Below are 24,758 nucleotides of genomic sequence, written 5' to 3' on the forward strand. Positions count from 1 at the left end.
GCGGCCACACCCGTTCCCATGCCGAACACGGAAGTTAAGCGCTTCAGCGCCGAAAGTAGTTGGGGGTCTCCCCCTGTGAGGATAGGACGTTGCCAGGCCAACGCGAAAGACGATCGAGCATCCGCTCGGTCGTCTTTCTTTATGTGATTATTTTAAACAAAATTACCTAATAGTATTGCTTTATCCTAATCGGTATGTTAATATAATAATTGTCTAGTGGCGATAGCGAAGTGGTCACACCCGTTCCCATGCCGAACACGGAAGTTAAGTACTTCAGCGCCGAAAGTAGTTGGGGGTCTCCCCCTGTGAGGATAGGACGTTGCTAGGCCAACGCAAAGGACGATTGAGCAAATGCTCGATCATCCTTTTTTGTCGTTCTCGAAACCTTTAATTCTTTCTTTGCGTATAAACACGTGAAGAGGGGGAATCATCATGCACATTCGTGAAGCTACAACCTCGGACCAGACGATATTCACTGAGGTTTCACGGGCAAGTTTTAAACAAGAGGCAGACCGTCTCCGACTACCATATCGAGACTTAAATATTGAACCACCCGGTTATGATGACGAGGCGATGAGCCTGTACTTGATTGAACAATTGACATGCTACGTCATCGAGCTTGAAGGACAAGTCGTCGGGGGAGCCGTCGTGACGTTGACAGGGCAAGATTATGGCCGGATAGACCGCATCTTTATCCATCCATATAGACAAGGTAAAGGGATTGGGAAACGGGCACTACAATCAATCGAGGAGCTTCATCCGACTGTTCGAATTTGGGAGTTGGAGACATCCACAGCCCAACCTAACAACGTGGCATTTTATCGAGCAGCTGGTTACCAATCCGTCTTCGAATCAGATCAGGAAGTTTGTTTCGTCAAACGAGTGAAGCAACGGACAGATCACATGATATTGCGCTATGAAGAGCGTTCCATTACAGGTGCTCAAGCGTATGGGATGGATGCGAGTCGTGTCTCCATCACGAATAGTAACGTCTCAGAGCTTCAGGCGCACAACTGTAATTTCACGAAGAGCCAATTTCGGAATATCAACTTCAGAGAGACGGAGTTTGATGATTTGAATCTATCTGGTTCTCAGTATCGTTTCGTCACCATGTACGAATCAGGGAGGCCGACGACGTTCTTCCATACAAACCTGACGAATACATTTTTTGAAAACTGTCGGCTCGATGGTGTCCAAATCAAGGACTCATCGATTGACGGGGTACACGTCAAAGACCTGTTAGAATATTATCGAAAAGAAACTGGAGGAATAAAACGTTATGAGTGATCTCTACCAAACCCAACACGACTTACAACAACAGATGGCAGAACGGGACCGACTCGCCCGTAAATTAAAAACACTCGACAAGCAAATTGCCGAACATGAAGCTGTGCGAAAGCAACTTCTCAATTCGTTTACGAAGGAACAGCGCGATGTCTATGACTTAGATTCATTCTCGCTCGTCAACGCATGGCGTAAGCTAAGGGGAACATTCAACGAACAAAAAACGATTGAATTAGAAGAGGCGGCCCGGGCCGAATTGAAGTTACGGGAACATGAGGCGATGGTGGATGAGTTAGCGCTTGAGCGTCGTGACTTATATGAAACATTTGAGACGTATCGTGGAATCGACGCGAAATGGGAGACCTTCCTAAAAGAGAAGGAAACTCATTTGAAGCAAGATTTTACTGTTAGGGAAGAATTATATCGACTCACGGATCAACAGGTAAAAATGAATGAGGTGCTTGTTGAATATAAAGAAGCCATCGTCGCTGGAAATTCAGCACGGACGGCCATCTCGAGAACACTTAAACATCTCGACAGTGCGAAAGGTTGGTCGACGTATGATACGTTCTTTGGAGGCGGCTTGATTGCGACAGCGATGAAACATGATGCCATCGATGCTTCGGAACGGAAGATGCATGAACTTCAAGCTGCGCTCGAGCGCTTCTCGCGGGAGTTGGCTGACGTGAAAGGAGTCGTCAGTGGCTTACAAATCGAACGCGGTTCGCTCATTCAATTCGCTGACTACTTCCTCGATGACATCTTTTCTGAGTGGACGATGCATGGACGAATCAATGATTCGCTAGACAAGGTAAAAGGACTCGATCGTGAAATCGCTCAACTGATTGAGAAAATGACGAGAGAAGTAGAACGTCTAGAACAACAACTCGAAGAAATAGAAACGAAACGAAAACAGCTCATCCTCACACGATGAGCTGTTTGGTTATTCTGGTCGTTTCAACCAATGGCGTAAACCTTTACCCGCGTGCGGTCCGTCGGCGTATCGAGGGATAACGTGCAGGTGGGCGTGAGGGACGGTCTGGTTTGACGCCGTTCCGACGTTCCAGCCAAGCGTATACCCATCAGGACCATACGTCTTCTCGAGGAAGGACTTTGCTTCGTGGAGTAACTCGTATGTATCGCGCCATTCCGAAGGCGTGAGATCGAACGTCGTCGCCCGATGTTGTTTTGGGACGATAACGCCAGAGCCGACGAGCAAGTCCTGCTCACGGTCGTGCATCAAGAAGTAGCATGTCTCATTCTCGGCGACGATCGTCTGAGACGGGTCAAGTTGAGGATGACAAAATGGACAAGTTGACATCGGATTGGTACACTTCCTTTCTATATGAAGTGTACCAAAAGGGGGAGCATTATGAATGAATTGATTGATATGATGGTTGCCCAGGCCGAACGAGAGGAGCGCACGATTATCGCCATCTCGGGACACGGGGGTGCCGGGAAGACGATATTTGCAGACGCTTTACGAGCGCGTCTTGGGGACGTGAACCACATTAACACCGACCCGTATATTACGGACTCGACGTTACGGAAGAGCGCTATGCTCGATTACACGATCGACGGGCAGGCACATCATTACAAGATGACAGCCTGTCATCCGGCGGCACATCACTTGCTGTCACTTGAGCGTGATGTCCGCATGGTACGTGAAGGCATCGGCTTCTATACGATTGATGTTCCATACCTTGAACGAACATGGATCGACCCGACAAAGCAGATCACGATCATCGAAGGCATGAGCGTCGCGTTTCTTGCATCTGATTGGTGGGATGTGTCGGTTTATCTATATACCGATAGCGACACCGAGTTTGCGCGACGTTCCGTGCGTGACGTCCAACAACGAGGAATGGACGTGGCGTACTTAAAGGCGTCACACGACGAGCGTCGACTCCAATACGAGCTGTTCATGCATCCGCAGCGCGAAAAGTTCCAAACGATCGTCTCGACGAGTAACGATGTTTGGACAATTGAAAACCACCGCTCATGAAGAACGGTGGCTACGTAACGTCTCTTGAATGCCGAGGCCGAGCCGGTCTTGCTCGCGTTCGAGTTGGTCCCACGTGAGCGAGCGATGGCGCATCGTGACGTCATTGGCGATTGACTCGAGTGTACGTTGCTTCTCGATATTGTCGAGCCAGTAATAGACGTCGACCCCGTCCTCGTCGACCCGCCAGAACGATTTGACGACTTCGAACTCGTCGGCCCAGTCACCGACCGGTTTGAATCCATACTTCTCGACGAACGGATACGGTCGTTCTTCTCCGATCGGGTCGATAACGTTACGGACGAACATGAGCTCGAGCCCGGCGTGTTCAGTCGCCTCCAATAATCGTTTCAAGGCAGGGAGCGGTTCGACTTCGACTTTCTCGATGACATCGAACCAGACCCGTTTTCCATCGGTGTCCCAAACGGTCGCTTCGACGCTATATGGAGCTCCGGCGGTGGAGGGGGCATACATCGTCAAATCGAACGTGAACGGGATGTGTTCTTCAGCACCTGGTTCGAGCACGGCCGATAGGGCGATTGGAACTTCTTGCAAGTCGGCCTCCCGATTGAATTCATTGCCTTCGAGCGTGATATCTTTGAACGTCGTCATAAAATTGAGCGTCAACTCTTGCAGGCGCACGACATGCGAAGTGGTGTTCAACACCCGCAGCGTTCCATGGACGGTCTCGTTCGGAATGAACGGGACGGTGTGAAAATAGACGGATGCGTCCAGTTCGGAAAAGAACCATTTTTTAAAGCGATTACCCCATTTCGACATGACGGTCGCGCTCCTTTTCTCTTATAGATTGCACTCTTTTAAATGTTCCCGATTCCAATTCTGAAAAAACATGAAGAAAAAGGTTGCATTATATAACTACTTCACTTATTATAGAGGATGTCGAAACAATTCAAACCATCGCGGGGTGGAGCAGTCTGGTAGCTCGTCGGGCTCATAACCCGAAGGTCGTCGGTTCAAATCCGGCCCCCGCAACCAATTTTTATTTAATTTCATATGTCGTCGCGGGGTGGAGCAGTCTGGTAGCTCGTCGGGCTCATAACCCGAAGGTCGTTGGTTCAAATCCAGCCCCCGCAACCAATTTTTTAAATGAGATAGCGAAACGATGACGTTTCGTGTTTTTTTTTGCGTAAAATTGAGTGTACAATGAGTACGTATCGCTAGAATCGACTAAAGGAGAAACATCATGTATACATTGATTACCCATTCTGCGGCTGAGACGCAGGCAGTGGCAGAGAAGTTGGCCACACTTGTCAAAGCCGGGACGGTCATAACGTTGAACGGCGACCTCGGTGCCGGTAAGACGACGTTCACCCAGGGCTTTGGTAAAGGCCTCGGTGTGACGCGCAACGTCAACAGCCCGACGTTTACGATCATGAAGCAATATCAAGGGCGCTTGCCGCTCTACCATATGGACGTCTATCGTCTCGAAGATACGGGGGACGATATCGGCCTCGAAGAATACATCAACGGCGATGGTGTCGCCATCGTCGAATGGTCGAACTTGATCGAGTCATCACTTCCGACGGAACGGCTCGCCATCACAATCGAGCGAATCGGGGACGAGGAACGTCAACTGACGTTCGCGCCCGTCGGCGACGTCTATGATGCGCTCGTGAAGGAGGTGCTCGCATGAAGCAATTGATGATGGACACGTCGACGACTCGTTTGTCTGTCGCCTTGAGCGAACATGGACAAATCCAAGCCGAAGCGACGGTCATGGTCTCGAAAAACCATGCCGTCACGCTCATGCCGATGATTGAACAACTGATGAACGCGGTCAAATGGACACCGACCGAGCTCGAGCGCATCGTCGTGACGACGGGGCCTGGATCGTATACGGGTATCCGCATCGGTGTCACGACCGCGAAGACGCTCGCCTACACGCTTCAACTCCCGCTCGTCGGGGTCTCGGCGCTCCGTCTCATGGCGGCGGCCCCGAATACGGAGCTCCCGGTCGTTGCGCTCATCGACGCCCGTCGTGGCAATGCGTATATCGGTCACTATCAGCAGAACGAGGCTGTGACGCCCGACCGTCACGCATCGGTCGCTGCTTGGCTTGAAGCCACTATCACAGGACCGTTCGTCGTCGTCGGTGATGTCGAGCCGTTCCGTGACGTACTCGCGTCTTACGACTATACCGAAGCACCGGCCGCGCATAGCTATGGCCGGGCAAGCGATCTCGTCGCGTTAGGTGACGTCACGAACGATGTTCATGCGTTTGAGCCTGAATATCTCCGTCTTGCTGAAGCGGAAGCGAAATGGCTCGAGGGACAAAACCATGGCTGACATTAAAATCCGGCGCATGAACTGGCTCGATGTCGAGGAAGTGACCAAAGTCGAAGAAGCGTCGTTCGCCATCCCATGGACGAAAGAAGCGTTCATGAACGAGATGCTCAAGAATGAGCAGGCCGTCTATTTCGTCGCCGTCCATGAACGCCGCGTCGTCGGATTTGTCGGTGTCTGGCAAATCGTGGACGAAGGACATATCACGAACATCGCCGTCTTGCCGGAATATCGTGGGCATGGTATCGGCAATCTGCTGTTGACGCAACTCGTTGAATTCGCCCGCTCGAAGTCATTGGCGGCGCTCACGCTCGAAGTGCGCGTCTCGAATATCGGTGCCCAAAAGCTGTATGAACAGTTCGGTTTTGAAAACGCCGGTCGCCGGAAACGGTACTATCAAGACAATAATGAAGACGCCTATATCTACTGGGCGAAGTTAGGAAGTGAATCAGAATGAACACATCGCTCATTCTCGCGATTGAGTCGAGCTGTGATGAGACGTCGGTCGCGCTCGTGCGTGACGGCAAGACGCTCTTATCGAACGTCGTCTCGTCGCAGATTGAAAGTCATAAACGGTTCGGTGGGGTCGTGCCCGAGGTCGCCTCGCGCCACCACGTCGAACGAATCACGTACGTCATCGATGACGCCCTCAGTGAAGCCGGCGTGACGATGCAAGACGTCGACGCCGTCGCGGTCACACAAGGACCTGGTCTCGTCGGGGCGCTGCTCGTCGGCATCAGTGCGGCCAAAGCGCTCGCGTTCGCCCATAGTAAACCGCTCATCGGCGTCCACCATATCGCCGGACATATTTACGCGAACGAACTCGTCGAGGAGATGGAGTTCCCACTCGTCTGTCTCGTCGTTTCAGGCGGACACACAGAGCTCGTCTATATGCCCGAGCACGGTGTGTTCGAAGTCATCGGTGAGACGCGTGACGATGCGGCCGGAGAAGCGTACGACAAAGTCGCACGAACGCTCAGCCTGCCTTACCCGGGCGGCCCGGCCATCGACCGTCTCGCGGCTAACGGGGAAGACACGTATAAGTTCCCACGGGTTCGCCTCGAGGCAGGAAGTTTTGACTTCAGCTTCAGCGGGCTCAAGTCGTCAGTTATCAACGCCGTCCACAATGCCGAACAGCGTGGGGAGACGGTCATCCCTGAAAACTTGGCGGCCAGCTTCCAAGCGAGCGTCGTCGAAGTGCTCGTCGAAAAAGCGATTCGTGCCGTAAAAGAAAAAGGAGCCAAACAATTGCTCGTCGCAGGTGGCGTCGCGGCCAACCGTGGACTCCGTACTGCGCTTCAAGAAGCGACGGACCGCGAAGGCATCCGCCTCGTCATCCCACCACTTGATCTATGCGGAGATAATGCTGGTATGATCGGGGTGGCGGCACATCACGCGTATGTGCGCGGAAAGCGCGATACACTGGCGATGAATGCGGTTCCTGGGTTATCCTTAGAAGAGAGCATGACAGTCTAGGGGGAAATAGAGACATGACGAAACGCATCATTATTGGAGGTCTGGTCGTACTGCTCGTCGTCGCGACGTTTTTGCAAGTACGGGAGATTATCCGCGCCTATAATATCGCCTATCAAGAAGAAATCGTGCCGGAAGCGACACGCGTCCTTTCACTCACAGGAGCGGAATCGCTCGAAGGCATCGGCCGGGTCACGGGTGAGAACACGCTCGTCGAGACGTTGTACGGCTATAAGAGCTTAGACGATCAAAATATCGAGAGCGTCATCGTCGTCGACCGCAACCTCGGCGTTCAGCCGAAAGCGAGCGACGCATATTACGAGATTGCGCCGGGACGAGAAGCGACCGAAGAAGAAGCGGCGAAGTTCGAGGATATCGTCAACGAGTTTGACGAAGAGCAATTGTTCGCGCAAGTGATCTCGACGCATGAGGCGAAGTATGTGACGAACCGTGAGGAGACACTCACGTTTTATAAAGTGTTCGTCCGTGATGTCGATACGAACGAGTACGTGTTCTTTATCACGGAAGACGGCCTCAAGCTCGACTTCCATACACGCGGATTCCAGCCGCTACGTTATTTCTAACTGTTAAAAGGGAAGCCGGTCTCCACGTTGGAGACGGCTTCCCTTTTTTATACGTCCGGATGATGTTTGTTCTGTTTGTACCACATGTTCACCCAGCTCACGATGAAGACGATCAGGGCGAGCACCCACATGAGGAGAGTCGACTGATAGAAGTGTCCCCACACCGAGCCTGGGGTGTAAAAGTTGTGGACGGTCACGTCGACCGGCCAAACGACGAGGCGGATGAACAGCGTGCTCATAAGCAGGCCGCTCAACAAACTGATCACAATCCCGCTCCACGTCTGGATGATGAAGCCGATGACGACCGGCAGGAAATAAAACAGGAACGACGGAACGATCGTCGGTTCCCCGCGAATCAGCTCGGATACGAATTCCGTCCCCGTCGGCACGATATAGGCGAGACCGGTAAGAAAGGCGTGCATCCATTCGATTCGCATCGCACGGAATCGCATCATGAATGGAGCTCCTCCCATTCTGCGTACAGTGCCGTGATCGATTCTTTCGTCGCGTCGGACTCGGTCGACAGTTCTTGCGCCCGAGCGAAGTCGTTGAAGACGTCCGGTTCACACAACAGTTGCTCGATCTCCTCGAGGCGGGCCTCGTGTTGTTCGATCGTGAGCTCGATTTCCTCGATCCGTTGTTTCATCCGGCGTTCCTCGCGTTGCTGTTCCTTGTCGACGCGCTGTTTCTTGACGATGACTTGTTTCGTCTCTTCGCGGGCGAGTCGGGCCAGCTCTTCGAGTTCTTCTTTCTTCTCGACGTAATACGAGTAATCGCCGAGGTACTCGTCAATCCCGTTCGGCGTGATCTCTAAGACGCGCGTCGCGAGCCGGTCGATGAAGTAACGGTCATGCGAGACGAATAGGATCGTGCCCGGATAGTCGACGAGGGCGTTCTCGAGAATCATCTTCGAGTCGAGGTCCAAGTGGTTCGTCGGTTCATCCAAGATGAGCAAGTTCGGTTGTTCGAGCTTCAGTTTCGCGAGCGTCAAACGGGCCCGCTCTCCACCCGACAGTTCATGGACGCGCTTCATGACGTCGTCGCCGCTGAACAGGAACTGGCCTAGCAGGCTCCGCACTTCTTGCTCGCGCATGAGCGGCCAGTCGTTCCAAATCTCATCGATGACGCGGTTGGCGTCCGACAAGTTCTGTTGCTCCTGGTCATAGTAGCCGATCTCGACGCCGGTGCCGTAGCGGATGTCCCCTTGAAGGGCCGGCTGTTGTTTCGTCAACACTTTCAAAAGCGTCGATTTGCCGACCCCGTTCGGGCCGACGAGGGCGACCGATTCGCCGCGCTGCAATTGGAAGCGGAGCTGCTGGGCAATCGGTTCCTCATAGCCGATGGCGAGGTCGCTCCCGCTCAACACGTCGTTCCCGCTTTGGCGCTTGATCGAGAACGAGAGGACGGCACTGCGCTCATCACCGTCCGGCGCTTCCATCCGGTCGACTTTCTCGAGACGCTTGCGGACACTCTGGGCCCGCTTCGTCGTCGTCGCCCGGGCGATGTTACGCTGGATGAAGTCCTGCATTTTGGCGATTTCTTCTTGTTGCGACTCGAACTGCTTCTTCTCTTGCTCGTAGATGGCGGCCTTCTGTTCGAGATACTTCGTATAGTTGCCGACGAAGCGACGGCTCCGGTGGCGTGACAGCTCATAGACGACCGAGACGACGCGGTCGAGGAAGTAGCGGTCGTGGGAGACGATGAGGACGGCGCCTTTATAGCCGCTCAAATACTTCTCGAGCCAGCCGAGCGTCTCAATGTCCAAGTGGTTCGTCGGCTCATCCAGGATGAGCAGGTCCGGACTTTGGAGCAGCATCTTCGCGAGAGCGAGACGTGTCCGCTGTCCGCCGGAGAGCGTATCGATGCGGCGTTCGAAGTCGTCCGGATAGAACCGCATCCCGTGAAGGACAGAGCGGATCGTCGCCTCATATTGATAGCCGCCACGGTCTTTGAACGTATGCTGTTCTTCATCGTAAGACGACAAGAGGCGCTCATAGGCGGCCGGGTCGTTCAAGATGCGCTCAGAACCCATGTCTTGCTCCATGCGGCGCAGCGTCTTTTCTTGTTCAATTAAATCGGTGAAGACAGTCAACATTTCGTTCCACATCGTCTCGTTCGACTCTAACCCTGAATCTTGGGCGAGATAGCCGATGGTGACATCTTTAGGCTTCATGATGTCGCCCGAGTCATAGTTGTATTCCCCGGCGATGACTTTAAGCAATGTCGACTTGCCGGCACCGTTACGGCCGACAAGGGCGACACGTTCGCCTTCTTGAATTTCTAGTTTGACGTTCTCTAAAATCGGCTCGACGCCGAATGATTTCGATAAGTTATTGACTTGCAGTAGGATCAAGTGAAAAAACCCCTTTCTCTCTATTTAGTATACTTTATTTCTTCCCCTTTTCAGGTATATTCATTGAGTGGTCATGTGAATTCGTTTACAATCAAGGTGTATGAAATTAGATTCGTTTGAAACGCGTCGTAAAAAGGAGGCTCTTTCCGTTGAGTCAAAACGAACCAAAGATTCCGCAAGCGACAGCCAAACGGTTGCCACTATACTATCGGTTTATCCAAAGCCTACATTCATCAGGAAAACAGCGTGTCTCTTCTGCTGAACTGAGCGAGGCGGTCAAGGTCGATTCGGCCACGATCCGTCGCGATTTCTCGTACTTCGGTGCGCTCGGTAAAAAGGGATATGGCTATAACGTACAGTATCTGTTAGACTTTTTCCGTAAGACACTGAATCAGGACGAGATTACGAACGTCGCCTTAGTCGGGGTTGGTCATCTTGGGACAGCTTTCGTCAACTATAACTTCCTTAAAAACAATAACACACATATCGTCGTCGGGTTCGACGCAGACGAGACAAAAGTCGGCACGACGATGTCCGGTGTCCCGATTCATCACGTCGATGAGATGGAACAGATCATGAAACAAAACAAGATTGACGTCGCCATTCTCACGGTGCCGTCTGCCTATGCGCAACCGGTCGCGGACGACTTGGTCCGCTTCGGTATTAAAGGCATCTTGAACTTCACACCGGCCAGACTTACTGTGCCGGACACGGTCCGCGTCCATCACATCGACTTGTCGATCGAACTCCAGTCGCTCATTTACTTTATGCAACACTATCCATCTGCTGAGGGGGTCCATCAATAATGGAATTACTATCATCGTTGCTCGTCGTCGGTATTCCTGGGGGAGCGAGTATCTTCATTATCGCCATCGTCGCGCTTATCATCTTCGGGCCGAAGAAATTGCCTGAATTCGGACGCGCCGCCGGACAAACGCTCCGTGAGTTCAAAAATGCCACAAACGGCATGATGAACGAACATGAGGAGAAAGATAAGAAAGAACTTGAGAAGAAAGAGCAGTAATCATGAATCATCAACCTGATCAAGAGCGGGCGCTGTCCGATCACTTGACAGAGCTGCGGAGACGACTGATGCTGTCGGCATTTGTCGTCTTTGCCTTCTTTTTGATCGCTTTGCCGAGTGTCAAATACGTGCTCGCCTATCTGCAGGCGGACCTCGTCGAACGAGGGCTCGAACTGAACGCCTTTGGGGTCGCGGACCCGCTCATGATTTACTTGAACTTGGCGCTCGTCATCGGGCTCGTCGCATCCGGTCCGTTTCTACTGTATCAACTGTGGGCGTTCGTCGCACCTGGTCTGCATCCGAACGAGCGGAAAGCGACGCTCGCCTATATCCCGATCATCTTCATCTTGTTCCTGATCGGTCTCGCGTTCGCCTATTATTGGTTGTTCCCGCTCGTCCTCGATATCTCGACGGACCTCGGGCAAGACCTCGGGCTAACGCAAATCATCGGGGCGTCGAACTACTTCACGTTCTTGCTGCAACTGACCATCCCATTCGGACTGTTATTCCAGTTGCCGGTCGTGACGATGTTCTTGACGCGCATCGGTGTCGTGACACCGTACTTCCTGTCATCGATTCGGAAATATGCGTACTTCGCCTTGTTCGTCATCGCGGCCTTCATCACGCCGCCGGATTTGACGTCGCACCTCATGGTGTCGCTGCCGCTCTTCTTCTTGTATGAAATCAGCTTGTCGATTTCACGCATCACGTACCGGGGCGTGCTCCGTCGTGAGAAAGAGGCGATGGTGAAAGAGCAAGTCGATTTGATGAAACAAATGAATGAGAAGTAAGCATCGTTCTTTAACGGGACGATGCTTTTTTTGTGATTGGGAATAAATGTTTTTAACAACAAGATAAACACTGGACCCATGTGATACGATGAAACTACTTAAACATCAGTCAGGGGGAGAAGCGATGGCTTGGGAGTACTACGGGGATGAACTCATCATCATCGGCGTGTTGACGACAATTTTGTTGATTGCCGTGCTGAACTTTCTGAAGTCGCGATTCAAGCGGAGACTCGCCTTCTCGTTGACATTGCTCGTCGTGGGGTACGTATCGTGTATCATCGGACTCGTCTTCGTCCGTGGTTGGGACGCGCTGGGCTGGATTTTGATTGGCTTCAGTCTGTACGTGATCGGCCTCCTCACCTATATCAGCGTCGTCACTTACCACTGGTTTAAAGCAAGACGCACGACCCATTCATGAATGAACCGTTCCGGTTTGATATGCTCCCCAATAGGTAGACAGATGAAATAACAAATCTGTTTATCTGATTGGGGAGTGTTTTTTTATGGCGAGAAGTCGGCATTCGATCGAACAAAAACTGAGCGCGCTGCGCATGATGAATGAAGAAAAATATACTTGGAAGGAAATCATGGAGGCCCATCACGTCTCTAAGCATACCCTTCGGGTATGGAAAGTGAAATTCGATACCGGTGGGATCGATGCGTTGAAGGAATCGAAGACATGGAGACCTTACACCAAGGAACAGAAGATTGAGGCCGTCCGCGACTATCTAGATGGGATCACTACTATGGAAGTTCTCTCCAAACATCAGATCAGTGATTGGTCTGTTCTTCGAAGATGGGTTAAGAAGTATACTAGTCATAGCGAGTTAACAGATTCGAGGAAAGGGATGGATCGAGCTATGACAAAAGGAAGAAAAACTACATTCGAAGAACGCTTTGAAATCGTGAAATACTGTTTGGAGAATGGACGCAACTACCAACAGACCGCGGAAAAATTTCAGGTGTCCTATGCCCAGGTCTATGGCTGGGTCAAGAAGTATGACACGAACGGGGCAGAAGCGCTCCTAGACCGCCGTGGGCGTACGAAGCCAGAGGACGAACTAAGTGAAGAAGAGAAGCTGAAACGCCGTATCCGGCAAATGGAGCTTGAGAACGAACTTCTTCGTGCAGACAACCTGTACCTAAAAAAGTTAGAGGAGATCGAGAGGAGGTCGTGATCAGCCAGGTACGGCTACAGCAAAGATACACCGCCATCAAAGAACTATACGAAGAGGAGGCCATTTCGATCGTCCTCCTCTGTCGGGTCGCTGGCATCTCACGGGCGGCCTATTACAAATGGTTGAATCGCACCATACCGGTGCGTCAAGAAGAGAACGAGGAGCTTCTGGAGGACATTCTTCTACTCTATGACCAGGCGAACGGCACATACGGATACCGTCGGATCACGATGACAATCAATCGGCTGCGTCGGCAACAAGGTCTGTCCCCGTTCAATGAAAAGCGAGTCTATCGTTTGATGCATATCCATGGGATCCAATCAATCATCCGCCGGAAGCGGAAGAAACATAAGAAGTCGACGCCACAGCATGTGGCGGAGAACCTGATGAACCGAGAGTTCAGTGCGTCCCGCCCGGACGAGAAATGGTGCACCGACGTCACCGAGTTCAAATATGGTTCCGGAAAAAAGGCATATCTCAGCGCAATCATCGACCTGTATGACGGCTCGATCGTCGCCTATCGTATCGGGAGGTCCAACAACAACGTTCTCGTCTTCCAGACGATGATGCCAGCCATCGCGGGGCTCCGGTCAGGAGCGGGTCCGATGATCCATAGCGACCGAGGGTTCCAATATACCTCGAGAGGGTTCAAGCGAATGGTGGAAGACGCGGGACTGACCCACAGCATGTCCCGGGTCGGACGTTGTATCGACAACGCCCCGATCGAGAGTTTTTGGGGCACCTTGAAAGTTGAGATGTACTACTTGCGTCAGTTCCAGGCCTATAACGAACTCACGACGGCCATCGAGAAATACATATCGTTCTACAACCACGAGCGTCTCCAGAAACGACTAAACGGCTTGAGCCCTGTCGAATACAGGTCTCAAGCCGCCTAGGTTGGTTTTCATTATTTGCCCTGTCTACTTGACGGGGAGCAGTTCAGTTGCGGAGCGGTTTTTTTGTTGTCACATCAGCCGTTCAAACTTTAGACATAATTACGTGAAAAAGTGAGCAAAGGGATTGTCAAACCTTCTTGTGAAATAGTACACTAAGTTCAGAAAGTAAATGTGATATTTATCACAAACGCTAACTTGCCTAACACTCAAAGGAGAGACAACCATATGAAAATCGCAGTCATCGGATGTACACACGCAGGAACAGCAGCAGTCAAAGGATTACTCGCCAAGCACGACAATCTCGATATCACGGTGTATGAGCGGAACGACAACGTCAGCTTCCTCTCGTGTGGGATCGCCCTTCACGTCGGTGGTGTCGTCAAACGTGCGGAAGAGCTTTTCTATGCGTCACCGACAGAGCTCGAAGAACTCGGCGCGACGATGCGCATGAAGCACGACGTATTGAACATCGACACGGAAGCGAAGACGGTCCATGCGAAAAACCTCGACACGGGAGAAGACGTCTATGACACGTTCGACCGTTTGATCGTCACGACTGGTTCATGGCCGATCGTCCCGACGCTTCCTGGCATCGAGATGACTGGGATTGAGCTCTGCAAAAACTATGGCCACGCCCAACGCATCATCGAGCGGGCAAAAGACGCGACGAACATCGCCGTCATCGGTGCCGGCTATATCGGCGTCGAGCTCGTCGAAGCGTTCGAAGTGTACGGCAAACACGTCACGTTCATCGATAGCGCCGACCGCATCTTGAACAAGTACCTCGACAAGTCGTTCACGGATCAACTTGAAGCGGACATGACGTCACGTGGCATCGACCTCGAGCTCGGCCAGACGGTCGAAGCGTTCCGCGGGACAGATGGAAACGTCACGCACGTCGTGACCGATAAAGGTGAGTTCGAGGCTGACCTCGTCATCCTCTGTGTCGGCTTCCGCCCGAACACGGGACTCCTTCAAGGCCAAGTCGACATGCTCGGCAACGGCGCCATCATCGTCGACGAGTATATGCGCACGAGCAACCCGGACGTCTTCGCCGCTGGTGACAGCTGTGCCGTCTATTACAACCCGGCGCGCACACACGCCTACATCCCGCTCGCGACGAATGCCGTCCGCATGGGAACGCTCGTCGCTGAGAACTTGATTGCACCGCGTGTCCGTTATCAAGGGACGCAAGGAACGTCAGGTCTCCGTCTCTACGATTGGAACATTGCTTCATCAGGTCTCACGGAAGAAGCGGCCGGCCTGTTCGGTCTTGACGTCGAGAGCGTCATGATTGAGGATGCGTACCGTCCGGAGTTCATGCCGACAGCGGAACCGGTTCAGTTCAAACTCGTCTATGAAGTCGGCACACACCGCGTCGTCGGAGGACAAGTCCTCTCGAAAGCGGACATGACGCAAGCGGTCAACACGTTGTCGCTCGCCATCCAAAACGAGATGACGGTTGAAGAGCTTGCCTATGTCGACTTCTTCTTCCAACCGCACTACAACAAGCCATGGCACTTCATCAACAGTGGGGCGCTCGCGGCGATGAAAGATAAAGTCAACGCATAAAAAAACTCGGGAGCCGCGGCTTCCGAGTTTTTTTATAGATAGCGTGGGGCGTCCTTCATCGAGTTGGCGAGAATCATGTAGATGAGGACGTTCCCCGGTACGATTAAAAAGAGCAGACGAACGCCGAGCGGGGATAATTCGAAGTATTCAGCGATGCCGCCGCAGACACCGAAGAGTGAGCGGTTCGTGGCGGATTTGCGAAGCGGACGTTGCATAAGCATGGCTCCTATCTCACATATGATATGAAAATTTTACCATATAAATTGGTGGCAAGCGTACAATGCACACAGGTTTTTCTTCGTCTGAAGCCGGGGAAGGGGTAAGAGAAAGGCTACGGCACGCAGACGAAGAACTGTGAAGGGGAGTCGGACTATATGAAGATTGGTATTTTAGGAGCAGGGAAAGTCGGACGGACGCTCGGGCGCAAGTTCGAGGACGTTGGCTATGAAGTGTTGTACGGGACGCGCTCGGAGCGCGAGGGGACGATGTCGCTCCAAGAAGTGGCGTCAAACGCACAGATTCTTTTATTGACGACGCCATTCGCGGCGGCAATCGATTTGATTCAATCGCTTCGGGACTTGGACGACAAAATTGTCATCGACGTGACGAATCCGATCGCCAAAGAGTTTGATTCGATTGAGCGGCCGGAAGGGAAATCGGGGGCCGAGCATCTGCAGGAACTTGCGCCGCACGTCCGCATCGTCAAGGCGTTCAACCAGACCGGTGTCGAGAACTTGGAGAACCCGAACATGTCGATGATGTTCATCGCTGGTGACGAGCAGGAGTCGGTCCGAGCCGTTCAAGACCTTGCCTCGAAGATTGGTTTCGACGCCCATACGCTGCGTCACTTGAAACTGGCGCGAGAACTCGAGTCGCTCGCGTGGTTATGGATTCATTACGCGACGAAAGAACGGAAGCACCGGAACTTTGCGTTTTACTTGAAAGAGAATAGTTTCTAACAGAAAAGACGGTCACGCGTTGGCGTGACCGTCTGGTCGTTAAAAGGCAGCTTGACGCTCAGAGCGTGTTTTCAACGACTCAATCGTCTCGCGTTCGATTGCTTCGACTTCGCGTTGTTGCCACCCTGGCATGAGGAACGCGTCGACGAGCGCCCAAATACCAGTGATGATAGCACCGAAACCAATCGTCAAGACGACCATTAAGAGCATAGCGATGCCCGTCCCGGTCTTCTTGAAATAGAAGCGGTGTGCGCCTAACGCGCCGAGGAAGAACCAAAGCAAGTACGCGACGACGAGACTGCGTTTCTTTTTCTCGACTTCGCTGTTGACGAGGAGCATTTCCTCTGTCGATAAATCGGTACGTGAATAATTCATGATGTGATGTGCCTTCTTTCCAAAAATTGATATAATGAATGCAGTCTTTATTGTACCGGGAAACGGATGAATTCCCATGATTTTCTATTATTTATTTTTGGAAGCGAGGAACAACCGAATGGGTTTTGCGATTGTGACGTTCATCGTCGCGTTTATTCACGTTATCGCCGGAGCGGTCGTCTTACATAAGTATCCGCAATATAAATCGATCGCCATCAGTATGATCGTGCTCGGTTTCGTATATGGTCTGTTGACGGTGGGGTTCATCGTCCTATGAACAACTTCTTGAAACCTCGAGTGACCTATACAAATGAAGATGCATTGAAACTCGGGATGTTCATTATGCTCGGGCTCACCATCATGGATGTCTTAGGTGGTAACGTGCCAGATATGACGTTGGCGCTGGCTGCGACTCTGTTTTATGCTTGGCGCCGTGACATCGCGGCGACACTTGGTGAGGAAGCATCTCGTGCCATCGGACGCGAATCAAGTGAACTGACATTACGAGGTGTCGTCGTTGCCTTGATGATTGGACTCTTCGTCTCGTTCTTCATGGATACGTTGACCTACTCGCTCGAAGCACTCATGTATTATGGGTTGGCGTTCGTATTCGGATTAAAAGGGATGGGACTTTGGTTTTTCATGCCGGACACAACGGTCGAAACCGAACTGAATTAATATGAAGAACGATGTGGCACACGCCTCATCGTTTTTTCTTATGGTTGATGTCAGACGAAAACGTGAATAGGACAAAGAGTGCTGTTATTGTATGCATTGGAATGGAAGGAGTCTTGTTATGTGTACAGCAATCACGTACGCTCCGCACGCCCACTACTTCGGCAGAAACTTAGACTTGAACGTGTCCTATCACGAACAAGTGACGATCACGCCCCGAAACTATCCGTTTAACTTCAGACGGATGGGCGAGAACGTTAACCATTACGCGATGATCGGGATGGCGACCGTCGTGGAAGACTATCCTCTCTATTACGAGGCGACGAATGAGAAGGGACTGAGCATGGCAGGGTTGAACTTCCCGGGGAATGCCGTGTTCAAGCCGGAAGTCGACGGACGAGACAACGTCTCCCCGTTCGAGTTCATCCCGTGGATCCTCGGCCAGTGCGCGACAATCGAGGAAGTGAAAGAACGACTGGCGACGATTCATCTGATTAATCTCAATTTCAGCGACGCGCTCCCGCTTCACCCGCTGCACTGGATGATCGCCGACAAGGATACCTCGATCGTCGTCGAGCCGATGACGGACGGGTTGCGCGTGTACGACAATCCAGTCGGGGTCTTGACGAATAATCCATCTTTTGAATACCAGCTGTTCAATCTGAACGATTATCGGCACGTTTCGACGAAACTGCCGGCCAATACGTTCGCGCCGACATTGAGTCTCGATGCCTATTGTCTCGGTTTAGGCGGACAAGGCTTGCCGGGCGACTTATCGTCGACATCACGCTTCGTCCGGGCGACGTTCGCCACATTTAACTCGGTCTGCGAACCGACCGAGGCGTCCGCGGTCGGGCAATTTTTCAAGCTGTTGGATACGGTGATGCAAACACGTGGCTTGAACGAGGCCGAGGACGGGACGTATGAGTACACGATCTATTCCTCGTGCTGTAACGTCGATGATGGTATCTATTACTATCGGACGTATGACAACAACCAAATCACGGCCGTGTCACTGTTCCATGAACCGTTAGACAGTGAGCAATTGATTACGTATCCTCTACAACACCAACAACAAATTCATTATGAGAATTGAGAACAGCCCTCTTCGTGTGAAGAGGGCTGTGTTTCATAGTGTGTCGTTATAAAGCGGGGCCTCATCATTCGTGCTGATGACTTTCAAATGACGCTCCTCTTTCACGTAGACGCTCTTATAGGCGACACGTTCACCTGCATAGAACAAGATGACGCGGTTGCCGTCGTTGTCCGTCTCGACTTTCGGTTCATACTGTGCGATTTCAATCGTCTCCTCGAGCACGCCATACTCTTCGTATGTAGACAAGTCGTCTTCGTTTGAGCAGGCGACGAGAAACAGGGAAGCGACCATCGCGAGAATTGCTTTCTTCATCATACCTCTCCTTATTTGATAGTTAACCTATCAAATATAACGCAGATTGATTTCTTTTTCAAAAAAGAGCCAGGATGAGTCAGAGCGGATGTTCATGCGCCGATGACTAAAACGACACGTCCTTCTTCTAACGCAAGTGACTTGATGTTGCCGACTTTCACTTTTTGGAGCGGGCCGATCGCACTCAAGTCGAGCGTCAGTGTTCGAGCATCGTAAGTGATATAAGGCGAGTGGTTTAAAAACTTGTCGTTGAAGATTTCTTTATCCGTCGGCTCGACCTTTACGACAGTGAACACAATTTTCCGCCCGTGAATCTCTTTTGGCACCAATGTCAGTTTCATCCGAACATCTTTCGAGAAGAAAGCGACCCCGACTTTCTTTGACCCTGCTAAAATCAATTGTCCGTTTGTGATCTCGACGGTCACATCCGACAGCTCGGGGATTTTTGGACTTATGAACGATTGAAGTTTGGACGCCTCGAGTGGGACTGTGACCGCTACTTTATTCATCATCTTCTTAAACATACAACCAGCTCCCTTTACCATTTTTATACTACTATAAATGATTAATACCTTTATTTTACAATCTTGAATCCTTGGTTTGGGAGAAAGTGATCCATAAGAAAAGACCAAGCTGCGCGCTTGGTCTTTTCGTTATGCCGATTTATCGGTCTTTTCTTTTTTCGCTTTTCGGGCGAGCGTCAAAATCTGATACACCTTGAAGAAGTCATACGCGGCTACGGCGATGATGAAGTACGTCCAGAAGCTGAAGCCGTACTCTTGTACCGAGTAGTAGGCGAGGACGGTGAACAGAATCCCGAAAGAGAGACTGAACAAAAACATAACTTTTAAGTGTCGCGGCATCAATGCCACCTCATTTCTACATTAAGAATAATACGACCATGACGAGCGCGTTGTTAAACGCGTGAATCGCGATCGGCACAATCAAGCGACGCGTCTTGGCATACGCGACCGTGAAGGCGAAGCTCATCGCGACATAGACAAGAATCTTGTTGTCACCATGGATGAGCGCGAACAAGAGCGAGCTAACCGCGAAGGCGATCCAGAACCCGAAGCGGGCGCTCAAGTTACCAAACAAGATGTGGCGGAACAGAATCTCTTCCATGATTGGGCCTAGCAAGACGACTGAGAGCGTCATAACCGGGACGAGACGGACGATATCCGCGATTTCCTCGGTGTTCTGTGACCCCATGACATCACCCGAGATCCACGTCTCAATCAAGTTGGCGACGATGACGAGCCCGTATTGCATGAGAATCCCGAGCCCGATCCATTTGACCGTGTCGTTCAGATTTGATTGGATGCCTTGCTGTTTATACAGCTTCAAGTCGGGCCAGAGCAAGAAAATCGAGATGATGATCGTCAAGCTGAACCCGATGGCGAACCAAAGTCCAGTTGCCGTCGGCGTGATCCATTCCGGACGCACTTCGCTGATCAATACCGGAAAGAATTGAACAAACGCGTATAGCAGAATCGGGATGATATGCCGAATCCGAATGTTAGGCGCCATCGAAAAACGGGTATTTATCGATTGGTTTGAGTTTAGTGTAGCCAATTCAACACGTCCTTATTCCTAAGAGTCAACGTTCCTTTTAACTATTGTAACAAATAAGGTCTCTTGACCGCGAGTGGGAGCATTTTTTCGATGTTCCCGCTTGCATTTTCAGGCGTCTCATACTACACTAATCAATGTTAGCACTCCTTTTTGATGAGTGCTAAAACTTACGATTCAACGATACATCATTCATATTCGGAGGAGGTTTTTTCTATGTTAAAACCACTAGGCGATCGCGTCATCATCGAAGTCGTGGAGAAAGAAGAAAAGACGATCGGAGGCATCGTGCTTCCTGACACGGCGAAAGAAAAGCCGCAACAAGGACGCGTCCTTGCAGTCGGTACAGGCCGCGTCACGGACCAAGGTGAGCGAATCGCGCTCGACGTCAAAGAAAATGATTTGGTCATCTACTCGAAGTACGCGGGTACCGAAGTGAAGCATGAAGGCAAAGAATACTTAATCGTTCGAGAGAGCGACATTCTCGCAATCGTAGGCTAAGACTCACCATTTTTCAAAAACTTTTTAGGGGGAAATGAACAATGGCAAAAGAAATTAAATTCTCAGAAGACGCACGTCACGCGATGCTTCGCGGTGTCGACGCACTCGCTGACGCGGTAAAAGTCACAATCGGACCGAAAGGACGCAACGTTGTCCTCGAGAAGAAGTTCGGCTCACCGCTCATCACGAATGACGGCGTGACCATCGCGAAAGAAATCGAACTCGAAGACCACTTCGAAAACATGGGCGCGAAGCTCGTTGCCGAAGTCGCCTCGAAGACGAACGAAGTCGCAGGGGACGGTACGACTACGGCGACAGTCCTCGCTCAAGCGATGATTCGTGAAGGTCTCAAAAACGTGACAGCAGGCGCGAACCCGATGATCCTTCGTAAAGGGATCGACAAAGCGGTTCGTCGTTCACTCGAAGAGCTCAAGCTCATCTCGAAACCGATCGAGTCGAAAGAAGCGATCGCCCAAGTCGCGGCCATCTCGGCAGCAGACGAAGAAGTCGGCGAGTTGATCGCTGAAGCGATGGAACGCGTCGGTAACGACGGCGTCATCACGATCGAAGAGTCACGCGGCTTCACGACTGAACTCGACGTCGTCGAAGGGATGCAGTTCGACCGTGGTTACTTGTCACCATACATGATCTCAGACTCAGACAAGATGGAAGCGGTGCTCGACAACCCGTTCATCTTGATCACCGATAAGAAAATCTCGAACATCCAAGAAATCATCCCAGTGCTCGAGCAAGTCGTGCAACAAGGGAAACCGATCCTCATCGTTGCGGAAGACATCGAAGGCGATGCGCTCGCGACACTCGTCTTGAACAAACTCCGTGGTACGTTCAACGCGGTCGCGGTCAAGGCACCAGGATTCGGCGATCGTCGTAAAGCGATGCTCGAAGACCTCGCGACGCTCACAGGCGGCCAAGTCATCACAGAAGACCTCGGCCTCGAGCTCAAGTCGGCAACGCTTCAACAGCTCGGACGCGCATCGAAAGTCGTCGTCACGAAAGACACGACAACGATCGTCGAAGGTGCTGGAGACGAAGCGACAATCAAAGCACGCGTTCAAACGATTCGCAACCAAATCGAAGAGACATCGTCTGACTTCGACCGTGAGAAACTCCAAGAGCGTCTCGCGAAACTCGCAGGCGGCGTAGCCGTCGTCAAAGTTGGCGCAGCGACAGAGACAGAGCTTAAAGAACGTAAGCTCCGCATCGAAGACGCGCTCAACGCGACACGCGCAGCCGTCGAAGAAGGCATCGTCGCAGGTGGGGGTACAGCCTTCATCAACGTCATCCCAGCCGTTCGTGCGTTGCTTGCAGAAGTGACAGCGGATGAAGCGACAGGTGTCAAACTCGTCCTCCGTGCCCTCGAAGCACCGGTCCGTCAAATCGCGGAAAACGCGGGTGAAGAAGGTTCGGTTATCGTCGAGAAACTCAAGAACGAATCGGTCGGCATTGGTTACAACGCCGCAACTGGCGAGTACGTCGACATGATCGCTCACGGAATCGTCGATCCGGCGAAAGTGACGCGCTCAGCGCTTCAAAACGCAGCATCCGTATCAGCCATGTTCCTCACGACAGAAGCGGTCATCGCAGACAAGCCAGAACCAGCAGGCGCTGGCGGCGGCATGCCTGACATGGGCGGCATGGGTGGAATGGGCGGTATGATGTAAGTCATACGCTCTAATGGAAACCATTCATCAGCGAAAAGCTGATGGGTGGTTTTTTGTCTTTAACATAAAAATTCTAACCTTAACATAATTCATGTTACAGTCATAAAATTCTTGTTCGGCTTAGTGGGACCCATCAAGCCCCACTAAGCTGAATAAAAGAGCCGTTAAGTTCCCATCAAGTCCCGCTAAGCTGAACAAAGGAGCCGCCAAGCTCCCATCAAGTCCCGCTGAGCTGAACAAAGGGGCCACCAAGCTCCCATCAAGTCCCGCTGAGCTGAACAAAGGAGCCACTAAGCTCCCATTAAGCCCCACTAAGATGAACAAAGCACCCATCAAGTTCCCTTAAAGCCTCACCAAGCTATCATTTACTTACTCACCCAATTAAGTTAAATGACAATCGGTTTATGTTAGAGGAAATAAGAAGATTTTAAACTTTTGCGAACTCAATGGTAAAATAATTGAAGGTATAATAGTCTTGCGTCGATGGTTATGATTCGTGAAAAATAACACAGAAATAGGTAAGGGGAGCGGAAGATGAGGAAAGAGCTAATAGATGAAATTAGTATGGGCAATGAAAGTATTACTATTGAATTCAAAGAGGCGCATAACAAACTTCCAAAAAGTCTATATGATACAGTTTGCTCTTTTTCTAATCGACAAGGGGGAAATATTTATTTAGGAGTATCTGATGAGGGTGATATCACTGGCGTTGACCCCAAAGCAGTTGCACAAATGAAAAAAGATTTTGTAACAACCACTCAGTCAGCTCAAAAGATAGAACCGCCTCTCTACCTTGATATACAAGAGTATCAAATCGAGGATAAAATGATTTTACATATTTTTGTACCGAGTAGTTCTCAAGTTCATCGATTGAATCGTACGAAAATTTACGACCGGAATGAAGACGCTGATATCGACATTACACATAATACGACTCAAGTACAACAAATGTATAATCGAAAACAAGCTGACTATACCGAGAGAAAAATCTTTTCTCATGTGAGCATGGAAGACTTAAGAATAGATTTGATTGAGCAACTGAGGAAAACGGCATTAGCACAAGAAGATTATAGAGCCTGGACAACGTTTGATCACCTTGAAATCCTTAAATCTTTAGGTATGTATAGTAAAGACTATACAACTGGTGAAGAAGGCTTTACTTTGGCAGCTGTCATCACATTCGGTAAAGACGAAGTCATCTCTGCTGTACTACCATATTTTAGAATTGATGCTCTAGTTAAAAAGAAAGACATAGAACGATACGACGATCGTGAGAATATAAGAACAAATTTGATTGAGAGCTATAGTCGATTGATGAGTTTTATTAAAAAGCATACGTCTGACAAATTCCATCTAGAGGGTGACCAGCGAATTAATATCCGGGACATTTTGTTCAGAGAACTGATAGTAAATATGCTTGTTCATCGGGAATATTCGAATGCTTTTGTATCGAAAATCACTGTCTACGAAGATCATTTAACCTTTGAGAATGCGAACAAACCGATTCACCCAGGCATCATCACTGAAGGAATGATTGCCCCATATCCAAAAAATCCGACTATCGCCAGAGTTTTTAACATTTTAGGGTTGATTGATGAGTTAGGATCCGGTGTTAACAAAATTTTTAAATACACGAAAATCATGTATGGATCATCCCCTATCATCTCGAATCAAGACATCTTTAAAGTGCAAATTGATGGTCAAGGAGATTTAGACGCGATGTTGAATCTGCTTCACTTAAGTGATTCTCAGAGAGCGTTAGTGCACTATTTAGAAAACGGCGAAGCGTATACTTCAAAATATCTTATGCAAGTCGTTGGATTAAAAGATCCTGTAACTTTTAGAAAAAGTGTTTTAAATCCTTTAATTGAACTACGACTCGTCAATCGAACGATTCCTGGAAAGCCGACGAGTCCTAACCAAAAATATAAAATCAATAAAGAATACTTTTGATAAAACAGAATTAATGTTGGGATAGCCTAAAAATTCAGTTCAATGCTGAATTTTTAGGTTTTTTTATTTGTCATTCATAGACCGACTACAGAATTGTTTATCACCTTCCAAAAATAGGAATTGTCTATTTCCGCTCTCACGGATCTGTATTATGCTTAATCATGGAGAACAC

Annotated in this window: 30 protein-coding genes, 2 tRNA genes, 2 rRNA genes and 1 pseudogene; 25 read left to right on the forward strand and 10 right to left on the reverse strand. The window is 50.5% G+C overall.

Annotated features, from left to right (window positions below; all coding sequences use genetic code 11):
- The 4 genes from rrf (KNP71_RS10140) to KNP71_RS10155 all read left to right on the forward strand — a co-directional run.
- A 5S ribosomal RNA gene (gene rrf, locus KNP71_RS10140) occupies positions 1 to 98 on the forward strand; the annotation flags it as partial.
- A gap of 114 nt (positions 99 to 212) precedes the next feature.
- A 5S ribosomal RNA gene (gene rrf, locus KNP71_RS10145) occupies positions 213 to 328 on the forward strand.
- 104 nt (positions 329 to 432) lie between these two features.
- Entirely contained in the window at positions 433 to 1,287 is an 855-nt protein-coding gene (locus KNP71_RS10150) for a GNAT family N-acetyltransferase (protein ID WP_131472758.1), read from the forward strand.
- Positions 1,280 to 2,218 carry a coiled-coil domain-containing protein gene (locus KNP71_RS10155; protein ID WP_131472760.1) on the forward strand — a complete coding sequence of 313 codons (939 nt, stop codon included), beginning with the start codon at positions 1,280 to 1,282 and terminating at the stop codon, positions 2,216 to 2,218. The genes KNP71_RS10150 and KNP71_RS10155 overlap by 8 nt, the downstream gene beginning before the upstream one ends.
- Before the next feature lie 9 nt (positions 2,219 to 2,227).
- Here KNP71_RS10155 and KNP71_RS10160 read toward each other — a convergent pair whose 3' ends face one another.
- On the reverse strand, positions 2,228 to 2,605 hold the full coding sequence (locus tag KNP71_RS10160; protein ID WP_029596217.1) for an HIT family protein: 378 nt from the start codon (positions 2,603 to 2,605) through the stop codon (positions 2,228 to 2,230).
- Between the two features lie 51 nt (positions 2,606 to 2,656).
- On the opposite strand from KNP71_RS10160, the gene KNP71_RS10165 reads away from it, so the two are divergent.
- Complete coding sequence (locus KNP71_RS10165) at positions 2,657 to 3,289, forward strand: uridine kinase family protein (protein WP_131472762.1); 633 nt, start codon at positions 2,657 to 2,659, stop codon at positions 3,287 to 3,289.
- Here KNP71_RS10165 and KNP71_RS10170 read toward each other — a convergent pair.
- Complete coding sequence (locus tag KNP71_RS10170; RefSeq protein ID WP_131472764.1) at positions 3,284 to 4,066, reverse strand: sporulation protein; 783 nt, start codon at positions 4,064 to 4,066, stop codon at positions 3,284 to 3,286. The two genes, KNP71_RS10165 and KNP71_RS10170, sit on opposite strands and share 6 nt — an antisense overlap.
- A gap of 139 nt (positions 4,067 to 4,205) precedes the next feature.
- Between KNP71_RS10170 and KNP71_RS10175 the strand changes: the two genes are divergently transcribed.
- The 7 genes from KNP71_RS10175 to KNP71_RS10205 all read left to right on the forward strand — a co-directional run bounded on the left by KNP71_RS10175 (position 4,206) and on the right by KNP71_RS10205 (position 7,647).
- Positions 4,206 to 4,282, forward strand: a tRNA-Met gene (locus KNP71_RS10175).
- A gap of 25 nt (positions 4,283 to 4,307) precedes the next feature.
- Positions 4,308 to 4,384 (forward strand) — tRNA-Met (locus KNP71_RS10180).
- A 106-nt stretch (positions 4,385 to 4,490) separates the two neighbouring features.
- Positions 4,491 to 4,940, forward strand: coding sequence for a tRNA (adenosine(37)-N6)-threonylcarbamoyltransferase complex ATPase subunit type 1 TsaE (gene tsaE, locus KNP71_RS10185; protein ID WP_029596214.1), 450 nt, complete (start codon positions 4,491 to 4,493; stop codon positions 4,938 to 4,940).
- Positions 4,937 to 5,593, forward strand: coding sequence for a tRNA (adenosine(37)-N6)-threonylcarbamoyltransferase complex dimerization subunit type 1 TsaB (tsaB, locus tag KNP71_RS10190; RefSeq protein WP_131472766.1), 657 nt, complete (start codon positions 4,937 to 4,939; stop codon positions 5,591 to 5,593). Before tsaE ends, tsaB begins: the two co-directional genes overlap by 4 nt.
- Positions 5,586 to 6,047, forward strand: a complete 462-nt coding sequence (rimI, locus tag KNP71_RS10195) for a ribosomal protein S18-alanine N-acetyltransferase (protein ID WP_131472768.1) — start codon at positions 5,586 to 5,588, stop codon at positions 6,045 to 6,047. The genes tsaB and rimI overlap by 8 nt, the downstream gene beginning before the upstream one ends.
- Entirely contained in the window at positions 6,044 to 7,066 is a 1,023-nt protein-coding gene (gene tsaD / locus KNP71_RS10200; protein WP_029596211.1) for a tRNA (adenosine(37)-N6)-threonylcarbamoyltransferase complex transferase subunit TsaD, read from the forward strand. The genes rimI and tsaD overlap by 4 nt, the downstream gene beginning before the upstream one ends.
- Positions 7,067 to 7,080: 14 nt before the next feature.
- Complete coding sequence (locus KNP71_RS10205; RefSeq protein WP_131472770.1) at positions 7,081 to 7,647, forward strand: hypothetical protein; 567 nt, start codon at positions 7,081 to 7,083, stop codon at positions 7,645 to 7,647.
- Positions 7,648 to 7,694: 47 nt separating this feature from the next.
- Here the strand turns inward: KNP71_RS10205 and KNP71_RS10210 are convergent, their stop codons facing one another.
- Together KNP71_RS10210 and KNP71_RS10215 are read right to left on the reverse strand one after the other, a co-directional pair.
- On the reverse strand, positions 7,695 to 8,102 hold the full coding sequence (locus KNP71_RS10210) for a hypothetical protein (protein WP_029596209.1): 408 nt from the start codon (positions 8,100 to 8,102) through the stop codon (positions 7,695 to 7,697).
- Complete coding sequence (locus tag KNP71_RS10215; RefSeq protein ID WP_214830637.1) at positions 8,099 to 10,000, reverse strand: ABC-F family ATP-binding cassette domain-containing protein; 1,902 nt, start codon at positions 9,998 to 10,000, stop codon at positions 8,099 to 8,101. The genes KNP71_RS10210 and KNP71_RS10215 overlap by 4 nt, the downstream gene beginning before the upstream one ends.
- 149 nt (positions 10,001 to 10,149) lie before the next feature.
- On the opposite strand from KNP71_RS10215, the gene KNP71_RS10220 reads away from it, so the two are divergent.
- The 6 genes from KNP71_RS10220 to KNP71_RS10245 all read left to right on the forward strand — a co-directional run bounded on the left by KNP71_RS10220 (position 10,150) and on the right by KNP71_RS10245 (position 15,461).
- Complete coding sequence (locus KNP71_RS10220; RefSeq protein WP_029596207.1) at positions 10,150 to 10,806, forward strand: redox-sensing transcriptional repressor Rex; 657 nt, start codon at positions 10,150 to 10,152, stop codon at positions 10,804 to 10,806.
- 32 nt (positions 10,807 to 10,838) lie between these two features.
- The gene (locus tag KNP71_RS10225; protein ID WP_214830696.1) at positions 10,839 to 11,024 is read left to right on the forward strand and encodes a twin-arginine translocase TatA/TatE family subunit; all 186 of its coding nucleotides are present in this window, start codon (positions 10,839 to 10,841) and stop codon (positions 11,022 to 11,024) included.
- A gap of 2 nt (positions 11,025 to 11,026) precedes the next feature.
- Positions 11,027 to 11,815 carry a twin-arginine translocase subunit TatC gene (tatC, locus tag KNP71_RS10230; protein WP_058765572.1) on the forward strand — a complete coding sequence of 263 codons (789 nt, stop codon included), beginning with the start codon at positions 11,027 to 11,029 and terminating at the stop codon, positions 11,813 to 11,815.
- Between the two features lie 124 nt (positions 11,816 to 11,939).
- Positions 11,940 to 12,233, forward strand: a complete 294-nt coding sequence (locus tag KNP71_RS10235; protein WP_058765573.1) for a YesK family protein — start codon at positions 11,940 to 11,942, stop codon at positions 12,231 to 12,233.
- 85 nt (positions 12,234 to 12,318) lie between these two features.
- A protein-coding gene (locus tag KNP71_RS10240; protein WP_214830638.1) for an IS3 family transposase occupies positions 12,319 to 13,889 on the forward strand; the annotation gives its coding sequence in 2 pieces (ribosomal slippage) (positions 12,319 to 12,958 and positions 12,958 to 13,889; 1,572 coding nt in all).
- A 225-nt stretch (positions 13,890 to 14,114) separates the two neighbouring features.
- Positions 14,115 to 15,461, forward strand: a complete 1,347-nt coding sequence (locus KNP71_RS10245) for an FAD-dependent oxidoreductase (RefSeq protein ID WP_214756779.1) — start codon at positions 14,115 to 14,117, stop codon at positions 15,459 to 15,461.
- Between the two features lie 32 nt (positions 15,462 to 15,493).
- Here the strand turns inward: KNP71_RS10245 and KNP71_RS10250 are convergent, their stop codons facing one another.
- Positions 15,494 to 15,676 (reverse strand): PspC domain-containing protein, encoded by a 183-nt coding sequence (locus KNP71_RS10250; protein WP_029596204.1) that lies wholly within the window; start codon positions 15,674 to 15,676, stop codon positions 15,494 to 15,496.
- 156 nt (positions 15,677 to 15,832) lie between these two features.
- On the opposite strand from KNP71_RS10250, the pseudogene KNP71_RS10255 reads away from it, so the two are divergent.
- Positions 15,833 to 16,420 (forward strand): annotated as a pseudogene (locus KNP71_RS10255) (NADPH-dependent F420 reductase); the annotation flags it as partial.
- Positions 16,421 to 16,459: 39 nt separating this feature from the next.
- Here the strand turns inward: KNP71_RS10255 and KNP71_RS10260 are convergent.
- Positions 16,460 to 16,795 (reverse strand): TM2 domain-containing protein, encoded by a 336-nt coding sequence (locus KNP71_RS10260; protein ID WP_214799892.1) that lies wholly within the window; start codon positions 16,793 to 16,795, stop codon positions 16,460 to 16,462.
- A 118-nt stretch (positions 16,796 to 16,913) separates the two neighbouring features.
- Here KNP71_RS10260 and KNP71_RS10265 point away from each other — a divergent pair, with 118 nt between their 5' ends.
- The 3 genes from KNP71_RS10265 (at position 16,914) to bsh (ending at position 18,566) form a co-directional block, all read left to right on the forward strand.
- Positions 16,914 to 17,072, forward strand: coding sequence for a hypothetical protein (locus KNP71_RS10265; RefSeq protein ID WP_214799891.1), 159 nt, complete (start codon positions 16,914 to 16,916; stop codon positions 17,070 to 17,072).
- On the forward strand, positions 17,069 to 17,473 hold the full coding sequence (locus tag KNP71_RS10270; protein ID WP_214799889.1) for a hypothetical protein: 405 nt from the start codon (positions 17,069 to 17,071) through the stop codon (positions 17,471 to 17,473). The genes KNP71_RS10265 and KNP71_RS10270 overlap by 4 nt, the downstream gene beginning before the upstream one ends.
- Before the next feature lie 118 nt (positions 17,474 to 17,591).
- A complete protein-coding gene (bsh, locus tag KNP71_RS10275) occupies positions 17,592 to 18,566 on the forward strand; it encodes a choloylglycine hydrolase (protein ID WP_214830639.1) in 975 nt (324 codons plus the stop codon).
- Positions 18,567 to 18,599: 33 nt separating this feature from the next.
- Here the strand turns inward: bsh and KNP71_RS10280 are convergent, their stop codons facing one another.
- From KNP71_RS10280 to KNP71_RS10295, 4 genes are all read right to left on the reverse strand, one after another.
- Positions 18,600 to 18,878 (reverse strand): hypothetical protein, encoded by a 279-nt coding sequence (locus KNP71_RS10280; RefSeq protein WP_214830640.1) that lies wholly within the window; start codon positions 18,876 to 18,878, stop codon positions 18,600 to 18,602.
- A 92-nt stretch (positions 18,879 to 18,970) separates the two neighbouring features.
- On the reverse strand, positions 18,971 to 19,402 hold the full coding sequence (locus KNP71_RS10285) for a hypothetical protein (protein ID WP_214799887.1): 432 nt from the start codon (positions 19,400 to 19,402) through the stop codon (positions 18,971 to 18,973).
- A gap of 129 nt (positions 19,403 to 19,531) precedes the next feature.
- Positions 19,532 to 19,741 (reverse strand): YdiK family protein, encoded by a 210-nt coding sequence (locus KNP71_RS10290; RefSeq protein WP_021065367.1) that lies wholly within the window; start codon positions 19,739 to 19,741, stop codon positions 19,532 to 19,534.
- A gap of 16 nt (positions 19,742 to 19,757) precedes the next feature.
- A complete protein-coding gene (locus tag KNP71_RS10295) occupies positions 19,758 to 20,453 on the reverse strand; it encodes a CPBP family intramembrane glutamic endopeptidase (protein WP_251131514.1) in 696 nt (231 codons plus the stop codon).
- A gap of 213 nt (positions 20,454 to 20,666) precedes the next feature.
- Between KNP71_RS10295 and groES the strand changes: the two genes are divergently transcribed.
- The 3 genes from groES (at position 20,667) to KNP71_RS10310 (ending at position 24,586) form a co-directional block, all read left to right on the forward strand.
- Positions 20,667 to 20,951 carry a co-chaperone GroES gene (groES, locus tag KNP71_RS10300; protein ID WP_021065365.1) on the forward strand — a complete coding sequence of 95 codons (285 nt, stop codon included), beginning with the start codon at positions 20,667 to 20,669 and terminating at the stop codon, positions 20,949 to 20,951.
- 41 nt (positions 20,952 to 20,992) lie between these two features.
- A complete protein-coding gene (groL, locus tag KNP71_RS10305) occupies positions 20,993 to 22,633 on the forward strand; it encodes a chaperonin GroEL (RefSeq protein ID WP_058765593.1) in 1,641 nt (546 codons plus the stop codon).
- Between the two features lie 534 nt (positions 22,634 to 23,167).
- The gene (locus tag KNP71_RS10310) at positions 23,168 to 24,586 is read left to right on the forward strand and encodes an RNA-binding domain-containing protein (protein WP_214830641.1); all 1,419 of its coding nucleotides are present in this window, start codon (positions 23,168 to 23,170) and stop codon (positions 24,584 to 24,586) included.
- Positions 24,587 to 24,758 lie beyond the last annotated feature (172 nt).

It is taken from the genome of Exiguobacterium sp. s56 (assembly GCF_018618255.1).
GTDB classification, from domain to species: domain Bacteria; phylum Bacillota; class Bacilli; order Exiguobacteriales; family Exiguobacteriaceae; genus Exiguobacterium; species Exiguobacterium chiriqhucha.

Excerpts from the sequence above, each read along its gene's own strand:
- KNP71_RS10250 (WP_029596204.1), bottom strand. The coding sequence starts at position 15,676 with ATGCAACGTCCGCTTCGCAAATCCGCCACGAACCGCTCACTCTTCGGT.
- groES (WP_021065365.1), top strand. The coding sequence starts at position 20,667 with ATGTTAAAACCACTAGGCGATCGCGTCATCATCGAAGTCGTGGAGAAA.
- KNP71_RS10290 (WP_021065367.1), bottom strand. The coding sequence starts at position 19,741 with ATGCCGCGACACTTAAAAGTTATGTTTTTGTTCAGTCTCTCTTTCGGG.
- KNP71_RS10165 (WP_131472762.1), top strand. The coding sequence starts at position 2,657 with ATGAATGAATTGATTGATATGATGGTTGCCCAGGCCGAACGAGAGGAG.
- KNP71_RS10245 (WP_214756779.1), top strand. The coding sequence starts at position 14,115 with ATGAAAATCGCAGTCATCGGATGTACACACGCAGGAACAGCAGCAGTC.
- KNP71_RS10235 (WP_058765573.1), top strand. The coding sequence starts at position 11,940 with ATGGCTTGGGAGTACTACGGGGATGAACTCATCATCATCGGCGTGTTG.
- KNP71_RS10285 (WP_214799887.1), bottom strand. The coding sequence starts at position 19,402 with ATGTTTAAGAAGATGATGAATAAAGTAGCGGTCACAGTCCCACTCGAG.
- bsh (WP_214830639.1), top strand. The coding sequence starts at position 17,592 with ATGTGTACAGCAATCACGTACGCTCCGCACGCCCACTACTTCGGCAGA.
- KNP71_RS10205 (WP_131472770.1), top strand. The coding sequence starts at position 7,081 with ATGACGAAACGCATCATTATTGGAGGTCTGGTCGTACTGCTCGTCGTC.
- KNP71_RS10155 (WP_131472760.1), top strand. The coding sequence starts at position 1,280 with ATGAGTGATCTCTACCAAACCCAACACGACTTACAACAACAGATGGCA.
- KNP71_RS10260 (WP_214799892.1), bottom strand. The coding sequence starts at position 16,795 with ATGAATTATTCACGTACCGATTTATCGACAGAGGAAATGCTCCTCGTC.
- tsaB (WP_131472766.1), top strand. The coding sequence starts at position 4,937 with ATGAAGCAATTGATGATGGACACGTCGACGACTCGTTTGTCTGTCGCC.
- KNP71_RS10280 (WP_214830640.1), bottom strand. The coding sequence starts at position 18,878 with ATGAAGAAAGCAATTCTCGCGATGGTCGCTTCCCTGTTTCTCGTCGCC.
- rimI (WP_131472768.1), top strand. The coding sequence starts at position 5,586 with ATGGCTGACATTAAAATCCGGCGCATGAACTGGCTCGATGTCGAGGAA.
- KNP71_RS10265 (WP_214799891.1), top strand. The coding sequence starts at position 16,914 with ATGGGTTTTGCGATTGTGACGTTCATCGTCGCGTTTATTCACGTTATC.
- KNP71_RS10170 (WP_131472764.1), bottom strand. The coding sequence starts at position 4,066 with ATGTCGAAATGGGGTAATCGCTTTAAAAAATGGTTCTTTTCCGAACTG.
- tsaD (WP_029596211.1), top strand. The coding sequence starts at position 6,044 with ATGAACACATCGCTCATTCTCGCGATTGAGTCGAGCTGTGATGAGACG.
- KNP71_RS10270 (WP_214799889.1), top strand. The coding sequence starts at position 17,069 with ATGAACAACTTCTTGAAACCTCGAGTGACCTATACAAATGAAGATGCA.
- groL (WP_058765593.1), top strand. The coding sequence starts at position 20,993 with ATGGCAAAAGAAATTAAATTCTCAGAAGACGCACGTCACGCGATGCTT.
- tatC (WP_058765572.1), top strand. The coding sequence starts at position 11,027 with ATGAATCATCAACCTGATCAAGAGCGGGCGCTGTCCGATCACTTGACA.
- KNP71_RS10150 (WP_131472758.1), top strand. The coding sequence starts at position 433 with ATGCACATTCGTGAAGCTACAACCTCGGACCAGACGATATTCACTGAG.
- tsaE (WP_029596214.1), top strand. The coding sequence starts at position 4,491 with ATGTATACATTGATTACCCATTCTGCGGCTGAGACGCAGGCAGTGGCA.
- KNP71_RS10310 (WP_214830641.1), top strand. The coding sequence starts at position 23,168 with ATGAGGAAAGAGCTAATAGATGAAATTAGTATGGGCAATGAAAGTATT.
- KNP71_RS10160 (WP_029596217.1), bottom strand. The coding sequence starts at position 2,605 with ATGTCAACTTGTCCATTTTGTCATCCTCAACTTGACCCGTCTCAGACG.
- KNP71_RS10210 (WP_029596209.1), bottom strand. The coding sequence starts at position 8,102 with ATGATGCGATTCCGTGCGATGCGAATCGAATGGATGCACGCCTTTCTT.